Annotated in this window: 19 protein-coding genes; 12 read left to right on the top strand and 7 right to left on the bottom strand. The window is 39.0% G+C overall.

What is annotated here, in order from left to right; all coding sequences use genetic code 11:
* Positions 1-62 precede the first annotated feature (62 nt).
* Positions 63-974 carry a DUF6624 domain-containing protein gene (locus ACEXOE_RS01270; protein WP_394746908.1) on the bottom strand — a complete coding sequence of 304 codons (912 nt, stop codon included), beginning with the start codon at positions 972-974 and terminating at the stop codon, positions 63-65.
* A 231-nt stretch (positions 975-1205) separates the two neighbouring features.
* Between ACEXOE_RS01270 and ACEXOE_RS01265 the strand changes: the two genes are divergently transcribed.
* From ACEXOE_RS01265 to ACEXOE_RS01220, 10 genes are all read left to right on the top strand, one after another.
* On the top strand, positions 1206-1955 hold the full coding sequence (locus ACEXOE_RS01265) for a LytR/AlgR family response regulator transcription factor (protein WP_394746907.1): 750 nt from the start codon (positions 1206-1208) through the stop codon (positions 1953-1955).
* A gap of 35 nt (positions 1956-1990) precedes the next feature.
* A complete protein-coding gene (locus ACEXOE_RS01260; RefSeq protein ID WP_394746906.1) occupies positions 1991-4789 on the top strand; it encodes a sensor histidine kinase in 2799 nt (932 codons plus the stop codon).
* Between the two features lie 285 nt (positions 4790-5074).
* On the top strand, positions 5075-5761 hold the full coding sequence (locus ACEXOE_RS01255; protein ID WP_394746905.1) for a cupin domain-containing protein: 687 nt from the start codon (positions 5075-5077) through the stop codon (positions 5759-5761).
* Between the two features lie 149 nt (positions 5762-5910).
* The gene (locus ACEXOE_RS01250; RefSeq protein ID WP_394746904.1) at positions 5911-6450 is read left to right on the top strand and encodes a hypothetical protein; all 540 of its coding nucleotides are present in this window, start codon (positions 5911-5913) and stop codon (positions 6448-6450) included.
* Positions 6451-6511: 61 nt separating this feature from the next.
* Complete coding sequence (locus tag ACEXOE_RS01245) at positions 6512-8068, top strand: S41 family peptidase (RefSeq protein ID WP_394746903.1); 1557 nt, start codon at positions 6512-6514, stop codon at positions 8066-8068.
* Between the two features lie 343 nt (positions 8069-8411).
* Complete coding sequence (locus ACEXOE_RS01240; protein ID WP_394746902.1) at positions 8412-8831, top strand: RNA polymerase sigma factor; 420 nt, start codon at positions 8412-8414, stop codon at positions 8829-8831.
* Between the two features lie 4 nt (positions 8832-8835).
* Positions 8836-9504 (top strand): hypothetical protein, encoded by a 669-nt coding sequence (locus ACEXOE_RS01235; RefSeq protein ID WP_394746901.1) that lies wholly within the window; start codon positions 8836-8838, stop codon positions 9502-9504.
* 63 nt (positions 9505-9567) lie between these two features.
* Complete coding sequence (locus ACEXOE_RS01230) at positions 9568-10065, top strand: RNA polymerase sigma factor (RefSeq protein WP_394746900.1); 498 nt, start codon at positions 9568-9570, stop codon at positions 10063-10065.
* A 1-nt stretch (position 10066) separates the two neighbouring features.
* A complete protein-coding gene (locus ACEXOE_RS01225) occupies positions 10067-10702 on the top strand; it encodes a hypothetical protein (protein ID WP_394746899.1) in 636 nt (211 codons plus the stop codon).
* A gap of 445 nt (positions 10703-11147) precedes the next feature.
* Positions 11148-12461 (top strand): alpha/beta hydrolase, encoded by a 1314-nt coding sequence (locus ACEXOE_RS01220; RefSeq protein WP_394746898.1) that lies wholly within the window; start codon positions 11148-11150, stop codon positions 12459-12461.
* Positions 12462-12688: 227 nt separating this feature from the next.
* On the opposite strand, the gene ACEXOE_RS01215 is transcribed toward ACEXOE_RS01220, so the two are convergent.
* The 6 genes from ACEXOE_RS01215 to rbsK all read right to left on the bottom strand — a co-directional run bounded on the left by ACEXOE_RS01215 (position 12689) and on the right by rbsK (position 17740).
* Complete coding sequence (locus ACEXOE_RS01215) at positions 12689-13321, bottom strand: NAD(P)-dependent oxidoreductase (protein ID WP_394746897.1); 633 nt, start codon at positions 13319-13321, stop codon at positions 12689-12691.
* Positions 13322-13352: 31 nt separating this feature from the next.
* Positions 13353-14225 carry a nuclear transport factor 2 family protein gene (locus tag ACEXOE_RS01210; RefSeq protein WP_394746896.1) on the bottom strand — a complete coding sequence of 291 codons (873 nt, stop codon included), beginning with the start codon at positions 14223-14225 and terminating at the stop codon, positions 13353-13355.
* Between the two features lie 31 nt (positions 14226-14256).
* The gene (locus ACEXOE_RS01205; RefSeq protein ID WP_394746895.1) at positions 14257-15219 is read right to left on the bottom strand and encodes an alpha/beta fold hydrolase; all 963 of its coding nucleotides are present in this window, start codon (positions 15217-15219) and stop codon (positions 14257-14259) included.
* A 51-nt stretch (positions 15220-15270) separates the two neighbouring features.
* Positions 15271-15681, bottom strand: coding sequence for an RrF2 family transcriptional regulator (locus tag ACEXOE_RS01200; protein WP_394746894.1), 411 nt, complete (start codon positions 15679-15681; stop codon positions 15271-15273).
* 125 nt (positions 15682-15806) lie between these two features.
* Entirely contained in the window at positions 15807-16814 is a 1008-nt protein-coding gene (locus ACEXOE_RS01195; protein WP_394746893.1) for a multidrug DMT transporter permease, read from the bottom strand.
* A 2-nt stretch (positions 16815-16816) separates the two neighbouring features.
* Entirely contained in the window at positions 16817-17740 is a 924-nt protein-coding gene (gene rbsK / locus ACEXOE_RS01190) for a ribokinase (RefSeq protein WP_394746892.1), read from the bottom strand.
* A 111-nt stretch (positions 17741-17851) separates the two neighbouring features.
* Here rbsK and ACEXOE_RS01185 point away from each other — a divergent pair, with 111 nt between their 5' ends.
* Positions 17852-18844, top strand: a complete 993-nt coding sequence (locus ACEXOE_RS01185) for a LacI family DNA-binding transcriptional regulator (RefSeq protein ID WP_394746891.1) — start codon at positions 17852-17854, stop codon at positions 18842-18844.
* Positions 18845-18935: 91 nt separating this feature from the next.
* Positions 18936-19940, top strand: coding sequence for a nucleoside hydrolase (locus tag ACEXOE_RS01180; protein WP_394746890.1), 1005 nt, complete (start codon positions 18936-18938; stop codon positions 19938-19940).
* Positions 19941-19947: the final 7 nt, after the last annotated feature.

Genomic DNA, 19947 nt, shown 5'->3' with positions numbered 1-19947 from the left:
TGAACTGAGACCTTGTTGAAAAGGTTTTGGGTTTTCCGTAAACCAATGTATTTAAATGCCTATCACTGCTTTTGTGCGGTATGAATGACTTTCATTAAATCGTGTTCCCAAAAATCAGGGCTTTCTGTTTTAAGGTAATTGAAATCAGGGTCTTGATCTACTTGGGCAATTTCTGGATATCCTTTAAAAGCAGCTTTGATCAAATAAAATGAGGCCAATCCAATTTCATCATGCTTTGCTAAAGACATGGCTCTGGCCGCTTCTACATAGTCCTCAGCTTTGGTATACCCATCAGAATTTAAGGCATTGAGGTAATGTAAAGCTGCAGCTTCATAATTGCCCTGATCCATGGCTTCCTTTGCTCTTTGGATATGTATTTTATAGGCATCTTCAAATTTTTTGGCTTTTTCCACGGCTTCTTGCTCGGAGGGAACCCGGTAGTCAAAATTCAAGGATAATGCATAGTGTTCAATATGTTGCTCAATGTTCATTTCCTCCCGTCTTTTTTGAACATTGGATTCGTCTTCTATGGGTTGAAAGCCTGCAATCTTGGCATTAATATTATGATTTGTCGTACTCTGGGTGGCATACAATTGTTTTTCTCCTTTGGCAAGCTGCACTCTGTCGTATAAATACGCATAATTACTAGGGTTTATTTGATGCTCCTTTAATGCTTGTTCCATCAATTCAAGGCATTTTTCTTGAAAAAAAGGATTTCTATCGGCATGCTGTACAATTAACCAGGCCACATTGCTGGCTTCTTCACCAACCTTTTCAAAGGTAGGCCAGCCGTGTTTTTCCACGATTTCTTCCATTCGTGCCGTATTACTTCGATCGATATTGATGAGCTTCTCGGTAATTTTTTTAAACTTTTCTGTCTCTTGTTCTCCTTTGGCGTTTAGTTTTAACCATTTCATTCTGTATTTCTGGTCATTTTTACGGAGCGAAATAATTTCCTTGCTGATTTTGGGCAAGATTATTTTTTTACCCTGCCATTTGGTTTGACAGCTTGTGGTTGCGGAAAAAAGTAGTACTACACTGCATAGGGGTAGAAGGTGACGTCTGATGTTCATAGGGAAGATTCTCTTTGGTTTGCCCTTAAAAATAGAATGTCCCATTTGAAGGAGGAAATTGACTTTACAAAAGCAAAAGCCCTTTTGTAAACTCTCCATTTAGAGTCAAAATATTAAGATTATATTTATATAATGGATACGATCAAAGCGATATTGATTGATGATGAGCCTAGGGCCAATAGTGTACTCAATGAGCTACTTCTTAAAAGTGCATTTGACATTGTCGTACACGCCACTTGCGAAAGCCTGCTCCAAGGAATACGAGCCATTAAGGAAATACGGCCAGATGTTGTTTTTTTGGATGTTCAAATGCCGAACTATGCAGGCTATGAAATTGCCTCTTTTTTTGATGAAATAACCTTTGAGATCATTTTTATTACGGCTTATGACAAATATGCTATTAAAGCCTTTGAATTGTGTGCTATAGATTATTTATTAAAGCCCATTAAGAGAGCAAGACTCCATGAAGCCCTTACCCGATTAAAGCTTCGATTGGATGACAAGAACAATGCGGAACAATACCAACTATTGCTCAAAACCATACAGGATAAAAAACAGGATAAGCTTATTATCCCGGAAATGGGAAATAGACGTATTATTGATATCAGTGACATCATTGCCATTGAAGCCAATGGTGCCTATACCATTATCCATTTACTACAACAACCCAAGGTGACGACCAGTAAAAACTTAAAGCATTATGAAAACCTCTTAAATACCAATAAACTTTTTTATAGAACCCATAGAAGTTGGATGATCAATTTTAATTACTTGAAACGCTTTAATAGGACTTTGAGTGTGCTTTATCTTAGGGGGGATGTGGAAGCGAAGATATCCAGAAAACAATATCAAGAATTTACAGACATTTGCGAAAATACCTAAAAACATATCTTCTCGCGGCTATATTTGCGATACATATGGGTTTTTCCCAAGACCCAAGTTACTTCATCATAGGAGAAGAAGCGCTAAAAAATGCAGAAATATATTCCGTTTTACAAACTAGGGACCTGCGCTTGTATATTGCTACAAATGAAGGACTATATGAGTATAAGCATGGGGCAATGAATCCCATTTTATCTTCAAGGCAGCAAAATGGAATAGCCCTTTTTAATTTACGGGAAAATAGTAAAGGAGAGGTGTTTTGTTACAATCTTACGGGACAGATATTTATCATTAATAAAAATCGGCTAGAATTGTTTAATAGTATTCCAGATACGATGTTAGCTCCTCATATGTCTATGGAATTTGATGCGCAGGATAATTTGTTGTTTAAATCAAAGGGGTGCTATCGTATTAGTCGTACGGCAATAGATGTTCTGATATCGGGAGATAAAGAGTTTTTCTTAGGCTTGTCAAAACTTCCCGACAATCGGATTTTTATCGCTAAAAAAAACCTGGACACATTGTACCAAATCAAGAAGGGTAAAATTCAAAGAGTGAAAAGCCCATTTCATAATACTTCATTGACTCCCACTGGTTTTATCTATGCTTTAGATGGAAAATTAGTGCATAGCCATCTTTTGAATCAAGTGTATTCAAAGGACGTACAAAACAGAAAATACAGTTCAGATACCAAGTATGTGCAGTTTACCCCTAAAGAAATCTGGAGAAGGAGAAACAGTTCAGGAATAGAAACCTTAGAAAAAAGGAACGGAAAGGTTGAGGTCGTCCATCAGTTTTTTACCGACTTCTTTATTTCTGATATTGCCAAGGGATACAGTGGCGAACTGTTCTTGGGTACTTTTGGAAAAGGCTTGATCGTAGTACCAGATCAGGACATTGAGCAGCATCGTTTAAAAGGGCTGGACAATACGATAACCTCTATTGTTGCAGGAAAGAACAACAGCATTTTTCTAGCCGATAAAACAAAGGGTATCCTTAAATATGAGGATAATAAAGTAAAAAAAGTAGCCATTGATTTTGATTATGTCCCCACACGCATTTTTTACTTAAAAAAACACGCAGATAGACGCAGCAATACAGAAGGCTTATTTTACGGCCCAGGTTTTCAAGGCGCTTTAAAGAATATTGATCCTATAGATGATACTCGGGTATTGATAAGCACTTCCCAAGGGGTCTATACCAATAGCGCAAACCTATTGCTGCATGATCACTTATGGGAAAGGGTAGCGCCTCAAAAGGAATACTTTCGCCTAAAAGATAGCAATGTACGCTGCCAAGATGCGGTATATGCTCCCAATGAAAATTCAATATATATAGCGGCGATTACTTCCCTTTTTAAACTTAAGGAAAATGGAGAGAAAGAGGTGCTTACGTATAAAGGGAGCAACATTATAGCAAATGATCTTATGTGGTATAAAGATCAACTATGGGCCGCTACACAAAATCATGGAATATTGATCATTGAAACAGGAAAACCCCCGGTAAGCTTAAGTCCGAAGTTAGACTTTGTGGACAAAATTGTCTATCGAGAGGGACACATTTACATTTCCCATAAAAGTGGTTTTCAAATCTTTGATACAAAGAATGAAAGTTGGGAGACTATAGGTTTGGCCGAAGGTGTGGAAAATGGAAGTGTCAAAGATTTTACGATAAGCGAAGACTATATATGGTTTTTGTCCAATAATAAACTTATTTCTATCCCATTACAACGGGAACAAAAGACGAAACTCAACATGGAGATCAATATAGACTCCTTATTGGTGTCCGGAAAATCTATCTTTCCTTTTAGCAAGGCGAACCTCAATCACAAAAAAAATAAATTGGAGGTCTACCTAAATTTTAAGGGCATCATCTATGAGAAAGAAGCATTTTATAAGTATCAACTCAAAGGCTTTGATGAAGTAGAACAACAGGTATCGGTCTTAAAACCAAAAATAACCTATAATTATTTGCCCCCAGGAGCGTATTCATTTGTACTAAAGACTGTGTATAGGGATAATGAAAGTGCGCCTGTCGTGTATGATTTCGTCATAAAAAAGGCATTTTGGAAAACCTGGTCATTCTATCTTTTTTCACTGCTGGGCGCCATATTGACCGTGATGTTCTATTACAGGCTAAGGAACAAAAAAATAGCACGTAAAAATCACTTGCAATTAGAGCGACAACGACTAAAAACGAATTCGTTGGAATCTGAATTACGGGCATTGCGTGCACAGATGAATCCGCATTTTATTTTTAACTCCTTAAATTCCATACAAGATCTGATCCTAAAAGAAGACACCGATGCCTCTTATGATTACATTGTATTGTTTTCGGATTTAGTACGTAATTCCTTGACGTATTCCGAACAAGGATTTATCACTTTGGAGGAAGAAGTGAAGTTCTTGGAAACGTACCTAACACTGGAAAAACTGCGATTTGGAGATGCGTTTACCTTCAAAATTAATAGTGAAAAATTGGAAGCTAAGTTACCATCACTCATTGTTCAACCTTTTGTGGAAAATGCAATTATTCATGGGTTGTTCCATAAAGAGGGCAGAAAAGAATTATCAATAGATTTTATAAAGCATCCTTCTGGCATTCAATGTACCATAAAGGATAATGGTGTAGGTCGTTCGCGGTCTCGGGAAATTCAAAAACGACAAGGTGTCGCTACATCTTCTTACGCTCTGAAGGCGATTAAAAAAAGACTAAAAATCTTGGGTGAGAAACACCAATTGGAAGTGGGATTTACCATCACTGACTTAAATGACCAAGCTGGCAATGATGCGGGAACAAAAGTAGTGCTCATCCTGCCTAATCTCCTGCAATAAGCTTTTTTGGGGTTCATACGCTTTACAAAGTAGAATTGATCATCGTAAAAGCTTCACCCTGATTTTAGAAATGCTCCTATATATTGAGTTTAATTAGTGATCAAACCATGTTCTGGCCTAATTTTAGGCCGTCTTCATGTTTAATATTCCATTTTCGAAAGTTGTTTTTAGAAAGGGAACAGCTGTACTACTAAAAGATACGATATGAAAATCTCGATAACATTTTTTTTGTTTTTCGCATTTAGCTTCCTAAGCGCGCAAAACGAACCGCTATCCCCTATACTTTTGAATAAATCAGTACTATCTGGTGTTGGCCTACAGAAAGTAGATTTGAAAGATGAACCGGAAAAGAAATTTTATCAGCAACAACTATTTCGAGGCGAGGACATTAGTGTGTATGTGGTTTCAACGAATACTTGGAACAATGAGTTTAAAAATTTTTGGTTTGATGAATTTGTGTATATGTATCATGGCGAAGCTCTTGTGAAACCACAAAATGGGAAAGCCCAACGATTTCACTCAGGAGATTATTTCTTTGCCCCTAAGGGATATACGGGTGCGTGGGAGATCAAGGCCGGAAACTACTTGCATTATGAATTATCGGTAATTACTACAAAAAGAACAGATTCAACCATTACATCAAAAGCCTTATCACATCAGCTATTTGACCGAGCTACTTTATCAGGAACGCAGATTCAACTAGATCATGACGGGAAGTACTCGGAAATTTTAAAAAAAGGCGTAGAGTTAACGGTGAGTTTAAAAGCGGAAAAACCAGCTGAATGGAAGATAGAAGCAGCAAAAGAGCGGTTGATTCAATTGCTTTCAGGACAGGTGACCATTAATATTCCCGGAGGAATGGCAAAAGCCTTTTACAGTGGCGACTTTTTTGTAATTCCAAAAGATCTAGAGGGAACCTGGAAATCGGAAGGTCACGGCCTGGTTAAATATTTGACCATTGAAAAAACCTGAGGGGTATTGGTGCAAATTCATGAGCTAAAACGATAAGGATCCAGGGTAATGAAGAGTAAAAAGAACCCTTTAAAAATAACATTGAGAACAAGTAAAAACTAGGAGCCGTATTTTCAAAAAATAGTCAGTAATACATTTTTTTTGCAATCATGACCAAGCTCAAAAAAAAGTCAATAACCGGAGATAGAATCGTCACGATACTGGCCATTGGCATCAGCCTTTTTACGTTGTTGGTATTTACCAAACAAACACAAATCATTGCCAAACAAAGTAGGTTATCCGTTTTGCCCTACCTCTATGTAGAAACAGGCTATGACACCAAGGCAAATACCATTTCCTTTACCATAAACAATCATGGGGTGGGACCCGCAATCCTAGAAAAGATAGAGATTGATTATTTGGGAAAAACCTATGAAATGGATTTTGAAGATTTCATGAAACTGAGCTTTTTTAAAAACGATAGTGTTCGCATTCTAGCCAGTACTAGTTTGAACAAAGGAATGCCCTTTCCTTCAAAATCTGAACGCCTAGTGGTTCAATTTGGCGGTTCGGAAACTGAATATAACGAAGCTCGTGAGTTTTTGGGAAAATTAGAGAAAAATAGCTTTTCGTTTAAAATTTATTACAAGTCAATTTATGAAGACAAATTTATGATCAGTATGGAAAGTGATGTTCCGGTTGAATTGTAAGGGAGTTATAATTTGTCATAAGCGTTTATAGAATGAATATTGTTAAAGTAAAATAATCGCCATGAAAAAAACTAAGGTAGATACGGGACAGTTGTATAGGCACTCGCTACGGAAATTTTCCGGTTTCCATAGGAAAGAGGTTTTTTTAGTTGTTTTTTTGATTCTGGTAATCCATCAACTCGTTTCAGGGCAATCCCCACAGCCACCAGAAAACCCTAAAATTAAAAAACACCTTTTATTAGAGGACCTACGTATCCTAAAGCATAACTTGGAAGTGGTACAGCCAGGATTGTATAATTATACCTCCAAAGTGGAAATGGATGCCATTTTTGAAGAAATCAAGAACAGCATCAATGAAGACATGAGTAGCATTGACTTCTTTAAATTAATAGCTCCTTTATCCGATAAAATAAGAAATGGTCATACTATTATAGTACCTTCCTCAACATGGGAAGATCAAGTAGTTACTACCATGGACTTACTGCCCCTAAACCTATATTTCCATAAAGGGCAGTTGTATATACTGCATCATGTTTCCGATAATGATGAGGTTCAGGAAGGATCTATATTGAAAACTGTCAATGGAGAATCGGCCACTCATCTCTTTGATCATATGGTGAACCGCTGGTTTAAAGATGGTTATAATCTTACGAGGCCCCGTGAAATTGTAGAAGAAGAATTTAGGATCTTGTACGCTCATTTTTTTGGAGCCACACCCCATTATACTATTGAGGTGAGAACTCCATCTGGCGAAGAAAAAGTATTGAACATCAAGGGAATTAAAGAAACCGTATTTAAAAAGAGATTGGAAAAAAAGTATGGGGTGTCCTATGTGCCTTGGTGGCGTAGAGCACCAAAACCACAATCCCTTCTCATAACAAACCATACGGCTTATTTAAAAGTCACTCAATTTAGCAATGGGGTCAAAAGTACAGGTGGAAAACGCTTTGGAAACTTTATAAAAGCGGCATTCAAAAAAATAAAAAGTGAAAACGTTAAAAATGTAGTGTTGGATTTAAGGGGGAATCAAGGAGGAGACGTAAAACCGCAACTAGAACTCTTAAAGCATTTGGTGGCAAGCCCATTTCATCTATACAAGGATGTCCACGCCAAGGTAAGAAAATTGCCCAATCCCCAATATTATAAGTTTGATTTGCTTTCAAAAGCGGATTTCAACAAAGACTTTGTCAACGAAAAGATAAATGGGGTCTATCCTATGAAGGAAAGACGTGGTTTTCAGAAAGAACCACAGGCACCTTCCCCTAACGTATTTACAGGACAACTTTACGTGCTTATTGATGGATGGACCTTCTCCGCCTCTGGGGAAGTGTGCGGTATTTTAAAAGAACATAGAAAAGATGCCATTTTCATTGGGGAAGAAACAGGAGGTAACCCCGTGACCAATATAAGCGGTATACAAACCTTTATGACCTTACCACATTCTAAAAATAGAGCTTTGATCTGCTTGGTAAATTACACGACACAGGTGTCCTATAAAAACACAGGGCATGGTGTTCAACCGCAATATGAGGTTCGGAATACGATTGAAGATATGCAAAGAGGTACAGATGCGGCACTGCGCAAAGTGAATGCTCTGATTCTTGATTCGGAACATTAGTGGCCTAAATTTACCAGTCCAATTTCTCGATTTCAAAAACCTTTTTTAGCATGCAAACCCAGAATCTGAATCAGCCTCAAGAAGCTTATCTACCCTTTACGATCAGTTTCAATGCCCAATAGGAGGATTCCTCGGCTTTAAAAATTCAAAGTACAACAACTGCCAATCAATATGGGATTGCGAATGGCCAAAAAAATAATTCCAGAAAACTGTAATTATACGCTAGGTATATTAACCTATAGGGTAGAACGTAGTTAATAGCACCTTGAATACCGAAAGTCAAGAAGAATTATTCATAAAGCAAATTACAGATTCACAGGGTATTATACATAAAGTGTGTAGAATGTACTGTGATGATGAGGAACACCGTAAAGATTTGTTTCAGGAAATTTTAATCCAGTTATGGAAATCGTATAGCTCTTTTCGGGGAGAGGCGAAGTTTTCTACTTGGATGTATCGCGTAGCACTTAATGTAGCCATTCAAGATTTGAGAAAAGTAAAGAAGGCACAATCTCTATTTAGTCCTTCAGAAAAATTCAAAGACATTTTAGAAGAAAAAACAGATCCTTCCACTGACGAAAACCTAAAGTTGTTACATAAGGCAATTTCACATCTCAGTAAAATAGAGAAAGCTATTATGATGTTATACTTGGACAACAAATCCAACGAAGAGATTGCTGAAATTATTGGGATTACCCAAAATTATGTGCGCGTAAAAATGAATCGCATTAAGGGTAAATTAAAAAAAACACTGACAAATTAACGCCATGGAACTACAGGAATTAAAATCGGTTTGGACCAAGGTGGTTAATGAGGAACACATTAAGTATGAGTTCAACCAGGATAAAGTACAAGAAATGATTCATCAAAAATCGAATACCGTGCTGGCCAAAGTAGAGCGCAAATTAAAATATAAGCGTTGGTTTTCTGGTATTACCGGAGGGTTGGCTATACTGCTTTCACCGGCCTACCTCTTTTTAAAAGAAGATTCCAACTATATTTTGAACCACCTGCTTTCTACATTAGAAATATTTGGCATTATGCTCTTATTGGGGATTTCCCTGATCTTCTTATGCATTCTTCTGGATGTAAATTATAAAAAAGTAAAAAGGCAAAGAACCACTTCGGACGGCTTAAAAGTTACTTTAAAAAAGGTGAAAGACCTTTTAAAAAGAATAATGAACTTCACTATTATCTTAGATGTTACCGTAGTTCCCCTTATCGCATTCTTGGTATTGTATCGGATCTTTTTTGGAGACCAAGCTTTTCTATTGGACAGTAGGGTCTTGTACATCGTGTTGGGTACAGTAATCACTTTTTTGTGTATCCGAAATGTGTCAAAACGGCAACAAGAACAGCGTTTTGGTTCTTTTGTTAAAAATCTTGAAGATTGTATTTCGGATATGGATGCTTTGGATGATAGTCCAAAAAAATAACATCGCTTTCCTGTCATATTTCCGTAACTTTTGTCACTAAGCAAGAAAGCGACAAGAAAATACGTGCAAAAACCCAATTTCGAACAGGTTCTTGAAACCAATAAAGAAACGATCTATCGTATCTGTAGGATATACGCTTTATCTCCTATAGAGCCACAAGATCTGTTTCAGGAAGTGATATATGAAATTTGGAGATCTCTAAAGAATTTTAAAGGAAAATCCAATATCAACACTTGGGTCTATCGCATTGCCCTTAATGTTTGTATGCGCTCAAAGTTAAAATTAGAAAGAAAGCAGGGAAAAACGGTCAGATTCGATGCGATTCAATTTAAGTTGAGCGCTACTGTGGCACAGGAAGGGAATGATGAAAAGTATCAACTTTTAAAGGAATGCATTGCCGCATTGAATGAGAGCGATACTTCTATTGTAGTGTTGTATTTAGAAGATTTGCCCTATCAACAAATAGCAAAGATCACGGGTTTGACCGAAAACCATATTGCGGTAAAGATGAAACGCATTCGAAAAAAACTATTCGATTGCATCAACCCAAAACTCAATTAACATGGAAGAACAAGAGTTAAAAGACATATGGAAACGTTCTTCTAAAAATGAAGATATAACAATCAACAATACTCAGCTTATGCGTGATTTTAAATCTAAAATGGAACAACGGGAACGCATTGTACGTAGACGAGATCTAAAAGAGTACGTTGCCGGCGTCTTTGGGATTTCGATGTATACCTATGCTTTCATAGAACTACCATGGTCCATATCAAAAATAGGGGCACTTTTAGTCATTGTTTCCATGATTTATTTCATAGGCAGATTGTACAATAACCGTAAAAGCAAGTTTACCCACCACCTATTTTTACCCATTAAAGCACAATTAATACAACAAAGAGAATTTATGCTGCGTCAAGCAAGCTTATTAAGAACAGTGCATTGGATGTTCATTCCCGTATTTATAAGCTTTGTCGTGTTTGTCTGGGGAGATGCCGCTGTTGAACAAGATAATGACTCCGTTATAGAGTTTATTTTGATCAGAAAATCATTGGCTAAAATCATAGGAACGGCCTTTCTACTGGTTTATGGTATCTACATCGTACGAATGAATAAACGTGCGGCCAAGGTCAACTGGGAACCACTTATTAAGGATATTGACGCGATCATTGAAAACCTGGATAAGGAAGAAAATTAAGTGCTTTTAGGGCATTGCCTTCACTTTTAATCCCTAGAAAGTTGCTAAAACCCAATATGAAAGCGTTCAGGTTGGGCTTTCTGCTTTACACGTTAAGGCGCATCAATCCCCAGCGCCACCTCAATTATAGCTCCGGTACAGCCATTTCAATACATCCATAGCGTAAAATTATCATTCCTGTCATATTCTCATCATTCTTGTCACTAAGCTAATAGCGACCCAAAGAAAGGAGCACAGATTGTTGTAAACGATCTAGGAGTACGGATACACGATAGCGCTTTTAAGCTAGCATGGAAAACACCAAAGGAGTAAGATCTTAAGCAGTTGCTGTATAATTTCTGCGAAACCAAAGCTTTTGGAACGGAAAAGGAAATTGGTGAAAAAATAAAGGAAAACTGTAATTCTACAATACACTTTTTAACATACCCATTAAAGAAACAATGACATGAAACATTTAAAATACCGTAAAAAAAGAAACACTATTCAAAAAATAGGAACTGCCCTAATGCTATTGGCCGGAGTGATGACATTCCTACACCTGATAGATGTCCTGCCCTGGGATTACTATACCACCCATGATCTGCGGAACTATATGTTTTTGGCGGGAGCATTACTATACCTAGTCCCAGGATGTTTAAGGAAAGGTAGGACAAAAATGGCTATTGTTGTTTTTGCCCTTTTTTCATCAACTAGTTTTTTTGCTCAAGATTATTCCAAACAAATTGCGGCATTTACCCAAAGTTTTTCGGATAAAACTACGGAGGCCATAGCACCCCATATGAGTCCTAACTTGCAATTTGGTCAAATCCCGGTGGCAAATACACCAGCCATTATGAAAAATATTGTACAGAATTTGCCTAAGCTGAACAGTATGTCCATACTGGAAAGTGAAGAAGGGAAGGCAAAAGTGGCCTATGATTTTGTGGGCTTGGGAAAACGGGAATCCCATATTCATTTTGATGCTAAGGGAAAAATAACACGTATTGAGTTGGTCGAAAATTTAATTCAACAAGAAGCGGAAGCACGTCGTCAACAGCAACAAAGTGTTCAGTTGCCAACTCCCGGGGAGCTAGGAAAAAAGTATACGCCTACCCACATAACATTTAAGGCTGCCGATGGATTGACCATTAGCGGAAACCTCTATGAAATTGACAAGAAGAAGCCGGTTATTTTATTAATGCACCAAGCAGGCTATAACCGCATAGAGTATGCCGATATTGCTCCAAAACTGAATGAATTGGGCTACAATTGTCTTGCTGTGGATCTGCGCTCGGGAGGTAGTTTTGCAGGCAAACCAAATAAAACAAATGCGAAAGCCATTGAAAAAGGAGAGCAGCCCGAAATGATAGATGCACAGCAGGACGTTGCGGCAGCGATCAACTATTTAAACCAAGAATACGATCAAAATATCATTGTTTGGGGAAGTTCCTTTTCATCGAGTTTAGCCCTTTTAGAAGGCTTCGATAATCCTAAAGTAGGTGCTATCATCGCTTTTAGCCCCGGGGATTATTTTGGAAATGCGGCTCCCTCTTTAGCTACCGTATTTTCCCAAATCCAAAAGCCCTATTGGGTTACCTCTTCCAAGCAAGAAGCTACAGGACTTAAGGGACTCCTTGGAGCCTCAAAATTGAAAACGAACCAATCTCAATTTATTCCCGCTTCTGCCGGCTTTCATGGATCACGGGCGCTTTGGGAAGGACAAGAAGGGGCTGGGGAGTATTGGACTGCGGTGACCGGATTTTTAAAGCAACTGAAGTAACTTGGAAATAAGTGGAAATAATAGGTTTGGGTAAAATGGATGAAAAAAGTTCTTCTGCCTTTTGAACCATTAAAACCTTGCAGCATATTCTATTTTGCAAGGTTTTTTTAATTGGAGTAGATTTTTCTCCTGAAAACATAAAAAGGCCTTTCTTGTAAGTAATAAAAATAGCGGTTTGTAGAAAGCAAACCGCTATTCTCTTGCCGGAATGAGGTATAGTGGACCAACTAGTACCCTATAGTAAAGCGTTTTTTAGAAAAATTCTTATTTTCAACTTCATCCAATATCCCAACCGCAAAATCTTCCATGGAAATGGCGCTTTCTCCTTTTTCATTGGTCAATAAATACGCTTCGCCAATTCTGAATTGGTTGGTGCGCTCTCCCTCAAAAATATAGGCCGATGGGGATACATTGGTCCAGTCCAGTTCCGTTTCATTCAAAAAAACATCTTCCAAAGCTTTTTTGTGCGAAATAGCAATGGCTTTATAGGCTTCGGGAAATTGCGGCGTATCGACCAAAACGATATCGTCACTTACTTTTAAACTTCCTGCCCCGCCAACAACAATCAATCTGGTGTTTGCTTTTTTTGCCGCTTCCACTAGGGATTTAGAGGCATCAACGATCAGATCTGTGTTTTCGTGCGGGGGGGCATAAGCACTGATGGTCACATCACTTCCCCTTAACAATGCGGCCAATGCCTCTGTTTCAAAAATATCTGCTTGACGAATGTCGGCATTATTCAGATCAAAAAATTCTTTGTTTTTAGAACTGATCAATTGCAGCTTATGATTTCTTGATGCTGCCTCTTTTACGATACGTTGTCCGATGTTTCCACCGGCTCCAATTATGGTAACTTTCATATTTGTATTTATGTAATATTAATTTTTAGGATTAGAAATTGAATAAGCCATTTTGGTGCGCCATTTTTTGAGGGATTTCATTGACCACATCCCAGTGTTCCACTACTTTACCATCCTTTACGCGGAACAGGTCGTAGAAAACATGGGGTTTCTGGTTCCATTCGCCTTCCACGACGGCCAATACAAAATTACCCTGGCCTAAAAGCCTGTGTATTTTGTAATATTTAAACATATTGTTCTGGGAACTCAAATAGGTAATGGCTTCTGAAAGCCCCGATAGACCGTCCTTTACCATAGGATTATGCTGGTCATATTGGGTTGTGCTGATGTAATTGGTAATGGTGTTGGATCTGCCCGCAATAAACACCTGTTCGATCAATTCTTTGACCAAAGCTTTGTTGGCATCGGTTTTGTCCAAATCGGTCAATAGCGTTTCCCCATCAACTTGGGTTCTTCCGTTGGCCGTTTTCTCCACTTTTGGGGTCACGGCATCCCAGTGTTCCGCTATTTTACCATCTTCGATTCTCCAAATATCGAAAGCGACCATTTCTTCAGCTCCAAAGGGCTGGGCGTTTTTATAGGTGTTATGCAAGATCACGAAGTTTTCGTCCGTAAAGATGCGGTGGGTCTCATAGGTAGTTCCGCTCTTTTTTAAGGCAGGCAGAAACCCTATGATTGCAGTTCTCCCAGTAGGCACGTTGGGGTTGTGCTGTATATAATCCTTCTTCAGGTATTTTTTTACCTCCTTGGCATTGTAGTTCTTAAAAAGGGCATCCATGGCTTTTTTCGCCAATTTGATCTGACCTTTGTTCAAGGCGTCCAGGTCGGACTTTCTACTAAAGGATAGCGTTAATCCTGCTGCGATAAACGTCAATACTATTACTTTTTTTGTTACAGTTTTCATTTTAAATTAGGTATTAAAAATTATTGTTCAATTATTGGATAAAGTTTCTAATGAGGGCTACGGCCTCAGTTGCGTATTCTTCAAGCATAAAATGCCCGCTTTCAAAAAGATGTATGGAAGCATTTTTTAGATCTTTCCGGTAGGCTAGAGCGCCTTCTTTACGAAAAAACTTATCGTTTTCTCCCCAAAGGATAAGGGTAGGAGGTTGTTTTTCTTTCAGGTATTGTTGCCATTCGGGATATTTTGGAAAATTGTTTCCGTAGTCCATAAATAGGGCCGTTTGTACAGTATTGATTCCTTCGCGTTGCATGAATGCCGAATCTGTCAAATACGATACAGGATCTATGGCCTTAGGGTTTTTTGCCCCTGTAGTATACTGGGCTTTGATACCTTCCGGTGAAAACAGATAGTTTTTGTAATCCATAAGACCTTCGAAATCTTCGGACTGGACAAAGCCTCCTATTTTTTGTGACCATTCGCCCAAACCTTCCATATAGGCATTGGCATTTTGAATAATGAGTCCTTCTATGGCTTCTGGTCTTTTTGTGGCAATTCGCATTCCTATGGGACCTCCATAGTCCTGCATGAGCAGGTAGAAGGAAGTGAGTTCCATTTGATCGATAAATCCCTCCATTAAAATGCTGATATGGTCAAAGCTGTATTCAAATTCATCTATGGTAGGTGCTTCGGAGAATCCAAAGCCAGGATAATCCGGTGCAATAAGATGATACTCATCTGCTAACGAGGTCATCACGTTCCTGAACATGTGCGATGAGGAAGGTAGGCCGTGTAGCAGTAAAATGGTTGGTTTGTTCGGGTCTCCAGCTTCGCGATAAAAAATATCGATAGCATTAACAGTGGCTATTTTATGGCTGATTTTAGAAGTCATTTCCGAGTTTTGGATAAGCTGTTTGTTTTTAGGATTCTTATGGCTACATCCAAGTAATATAGATGCCGCCAACCATAGGAAGATGTAATTGATTATATTTTTCATTTTTGATTATTTAATTGTAATAAATTTAGTTACAGTATTAGATAAATTTTTTTAAAACCTATTTGCAAATTCTTTTAAAGACATGCCTTCTAGTTGTGTTATCACTGCTTGGTCTATGGATTCAAACAGTTCACTTAATCGTGTATTAATTTGTTGCCCTACCAAACAGGATGGATTAGGGGATTCGGTTCTGAATTCAAAAATATGATCTGCATCTTTTATGGCTTTAAAAATATCGGATAAGTAAATGTCCTTAGCAGATTTTGCCAGACGGACACCACCGTGTTTCCCTTCTTTACTTTCAATTAAGTTCGCTTGTTTTAACAATTTTAGTTCTTTACGTACCAAAACAGGGTTGATATTGATGCTGCCGGCAATATCACTAGAGCTATTCCAATCCTTATCATAAATGGAAAGCAATGTCATAATATGTAAATGGGTGGACAAACTACTTTTAATCATGACACAAATGTAACAAAAATTATTACAATTAAAAATTTGCTAGCATTAAAATTTAGTTAAATCGATTAAAAATGATGTTTGGAGACTACCAAAACTACAACACCTCCAGTAGCGGGGCGTTGTGTTTACAAGGCCATCCTGGAGTATACAATCAGTCCAAGCCCTAGAAGAAATAACAAAAACATCAAAGTGATTAGGGTATGGGTGCCTTTTGGAGCGGCTCGGAATTCCTTCCACACAAAAACACCCCAAGCTGCTGCCACCATGGTGGCCCCTTGACCCAAGCCATACGAGATAGCAAAACCAGCTTTTTCTGAAGCAATCATGCTCAATGACATACCAATACCCCATATAATACCACCAAGAATTCCGATCAGATGGAGTTTGGGAGTACCCAATGTAATATAGTCCTTATAGGAAACCTTGGTACCTTCAATAGGTTTATACATAAACCAACTGTTCCACAAAAAATTGGAAATAAAAATACCCAAGGAAAAAACAAAAACGGCGCTATAAGGGGTGAAGAGCCCAATTTCCGGTTGTACAAAATCGGTGGAGACCGATGCAGCAACAAAACGGAAAAAGAAACCCATAAGAATACCCCCTGCAATAGATAGCAATAGTCCTTTTAGCACAGAAGTATTCTTCTTTTTGGGTAGACGATGATAGATAATGGCATCCAAAACAATAGCAGCAGCGACCAGACCAACGCCTAAAAATAGCATAATAGGTTCGCCAAGGGGGTTGGCAATATAATTGACCACAACACCTAGAACCAGAGCGATCCCTATACCTACGGGAAAAGCAACCGCCATTCCAGCCACAGAAATGGCCGCTACGATCAATAAATTGGCAATGTTAAAAACCACTCCTCCTAGAAAAGCGGAAATGTAAGTGTCCCAACTACCTTGGCCCAAATCCTCAAGAAAAGCCCGTCCATGTGCACCGGTACTACCTAAAGTGAACCCAAAAATGAGGGTCAATAGTACAATCCCAATAACATAATCCCAATAAAAAAGCGGGAAAGCCCATGATTTTGAGGTCATTTTTTGGGTATTTGCCCAAGAACCCCAACAGAACATGGTAATAACACAAAGTATAACGGCAAGGGAATAGGTGGCAGGTATAAACATTTCTAATCTATTTTGGTGCTTGTTTTAATATCTTTTCTCAGGGGAGCAGAGGCTTGTGCCCCCAAAATCCCTACAGCATAGGCCGCAGCACTGTTGGCGAATGCCACGGCAGACTTTAAGTCTTTTCCTTCGGCTAAGGCAACCAGCAGCGCCCCGTTGAAAGTATCGCCGGCCGCCGTAGTATCTACCACCTGTACTTTTGGTGATGGAATCAGTTCATTTATAGTATCGGACTGTACAAAAGCCCCTTTGCTTCCCATGGTAATAATAACAATGTCCACCCCTTTCTTTCGCAAAGCCCCAGCGGCAATTCGTGCAGAGGATTCATCGGATACTTTGGTGCCGCTCAAGAGTTCTGCTTCGATCTGGTTGGGTGTTATGATATGTAAGGAAGCCAGTAATTCATCGGACAAGGGTTGGGCAGGAGCAGGGTTTAGGACTAATTTCAAATCGTTTTTCTGGGCAAGTTTTCCCAGGTATTCCACGGTTTGCATGGGTGATTCCAATTGGGTCAGCACAAAGGCACTTTCTTTAATTTCAGGCAAAGCTGGTGTAATGTTCTTTTTGTTCAGTGTTCCATTTGCCCCTAGGGCTACGGCAATGGAATTTTCACCATGATCGTCCACCATAATCAAGGCAACCCCTGAGGCTTCTTTTTCATCTTTGCTAATAAAACGGGTGTCTATACCATGTTTTTGGAAAGCTTGAATGGCCTGTTCTCCAAAAAGATCCTTGCCTACTCTGGCAATAAAAACAATATGGCCTCCGAGACGAGCCGCTGCAACTGCCTGGTTTGCACCTTTTCCCCCTGGATTCATGGTGAACCTGCCTCCGATGACCGTTTCCCCAGGCAATGGTAAATGACTGGATTTAAGCACCATATCAGTATTGCTACTCCCAATTACGATGATTTTTTGTTGCTTCATTTTAATATGTCAAAATAAATATTTAGTTTTGCACAAACGATTGCGCAAATTAAGAATTAAAATTGTAACCACCAAGTTTTCTTAAAATGGGCAAGCTTAAAAGCACGATCAATGACCTTAAAAGAACTTGCCCAGGAACTCCAGATGTCTACCACGACGGTTTCACGTGTGCTTACCGGGCAGGAAAAAAAGTATAGAATTAGCGAGAAGACGGCAAAACGGGTTCGTGAGGTAGCTTCAAAATTAGATTTTTCCCCCAATCAAATTGCGAGAAACCTACGCTTGCAAAAAACAAATACCATTGGGTTGATCATTCCCGATATATCCAATCCCTTTTTTGCCAATTTGGCCAGAACGGTGGAGCTGGAATTACGCAAAAGAGGGAAAATGGTGTTGCTTTGCGATACCAAGGATGAAACCGCTATAGAAGAAGAATCCCTAGCCTTGCTCTTGGGTAGAAAAGTAGATGGCATTTTAATTGCGCCTGTGGGTAGAGAATCACAACATTTGGTCGGGCATGCTCCTGTTCCCGTGGTCCTGATCGACCGATATTTTGAGGGGTCAAACCTTCCTTTCGTCAGTACCAATAACTTCCTAGGGGCCCATGAAGTTACTTCCTTTCTCCTAGGAAAAGGACATCGCAAAATAGCTTGCATCCAGGGACTCGCAGGAACCACATCCAATGAAAATAGAGTCAAAGGATATCAAAAAGCAATGGAAGACCACAATGCGCAAGAAGGTATTGTGGTAGTAGGGGATGATTATAGTGTGGAAAATGGGTATAAAAGTACTTTAGAACTGTTGGCAAGACAAGATGTTCCTACCGCCCTCTTTGCCCTGAACAATCAAATTGCCATGGGGTGTATGAAAGCCTTAAAGGAAAAAGGTTGGCATATTCCCCAACAAATGTCGCTCATTGCTTTTGACGAACAGCCGTACTTTGAATTATTATCGCCGGCACTTACCGCTGTAAAGCAGCCTATGCACGCTATTGGTACAGCTGTAGTGGAAAGCCTTTTTGAATTATTGGAGGGAAGAAGTGTTGCACCTAAGATGCTCAAACCCTTATTTATTGAACGTGATTCGGTTTCCGAAATACAATGATTCATGGTACTAAGAAGGAGTTGGCCATGGCCCAAACGGAGAGGGAATGCCAATACCTTCAACGATTTAAAAACATTTTAAAACAAGGACAATGCGTAGTAAAAAATTAATGAAAGCCCTCATTTGCAGTATCTTGACAATGCTTTTGACCGGAAATCTCTTTGGACAAAAGAATATCATTTTTGATACTGATTTTGGAGGAGATGCCGATGATCTTGGAGCCTTGGCCATGCTCAATCATTTTCAGAATAAGAAAGAGATTGAACTTATGGGCGTGATGTGCTGGAATGCAGAAAAATATGCCGTAAGCGCTATTGATGCTGTCAATACCTACTATGGTAATCCAGATATTCCCATAGGTTTTAGGCAGAGCGAAATTGGAATCGTCGATTGGAACCATTCCAAAGTATTGGCCGATAATCTTCCCCATGATGTTTCTCGTAAAAACGCAACGGAAGCTACGGAACTGTATCGAAAACTTTTGGCCGGGTCTCCAGATCAACAAATAACCATTGTAACCGTAGGTCCCCTAATGAACATCAAAAAGTTGATAAATTCCAAGGCAGACAAATATTCCCCCTTGAGCGGAAGGGAACTGATCAAGGCAAAAGTCAAGGAATTTGTCATTATGGGAGGACAATTCCCCAAAGGAGAGCGAAAAGAATGGAATTTTGATGGAAACATGCCAGGGGTTACGCAATATGTGTTGGAAAAATTAGAAGTTCCCATCACTTTCTTGGGATATGAAATAGGGGTAAGCCTTAAAACTGGGGAAGTGTTCAATAATTTGGATAAAAACTCCCCCTTGTATCTTGGATTTTATCACTTTAGCAAATATGCACCTTGGATGAACCATCAATTTAAAGGAAAAATTTTTGACAATGCCACCTATGACCAAACCGCTGTACTTTATGCGGTCCGAGGGGGCGTAGATACGTATTGGAGTCGAGTTTCAAATGGTATTTGTGTACCCGATTCCGAAGGGAGAAATAGTTGGAAAAGAGTAGCTTCATCCCAACAATCCTATCTCGTGCTGAAATGGCCCAAAGCAAAAATGGAGGCCGAATTGGAGAAATTTATGCTGGGTAATTTTTAAGGTTATG

The organism is Spongiimicrobium salis (assembly GCF_043678055.1).
Lineage (GTDB): Bacteria > Bacteroidota > Bacteroidia > Flavobacteriales > Flavobacteriaceae > Spongiimicrobium > Spongiimicrobium salis.
Note: the sequence above shows the minus strand (reverse complement) of the source record. Positions and strands in the feature narration are given on the sequence as shown.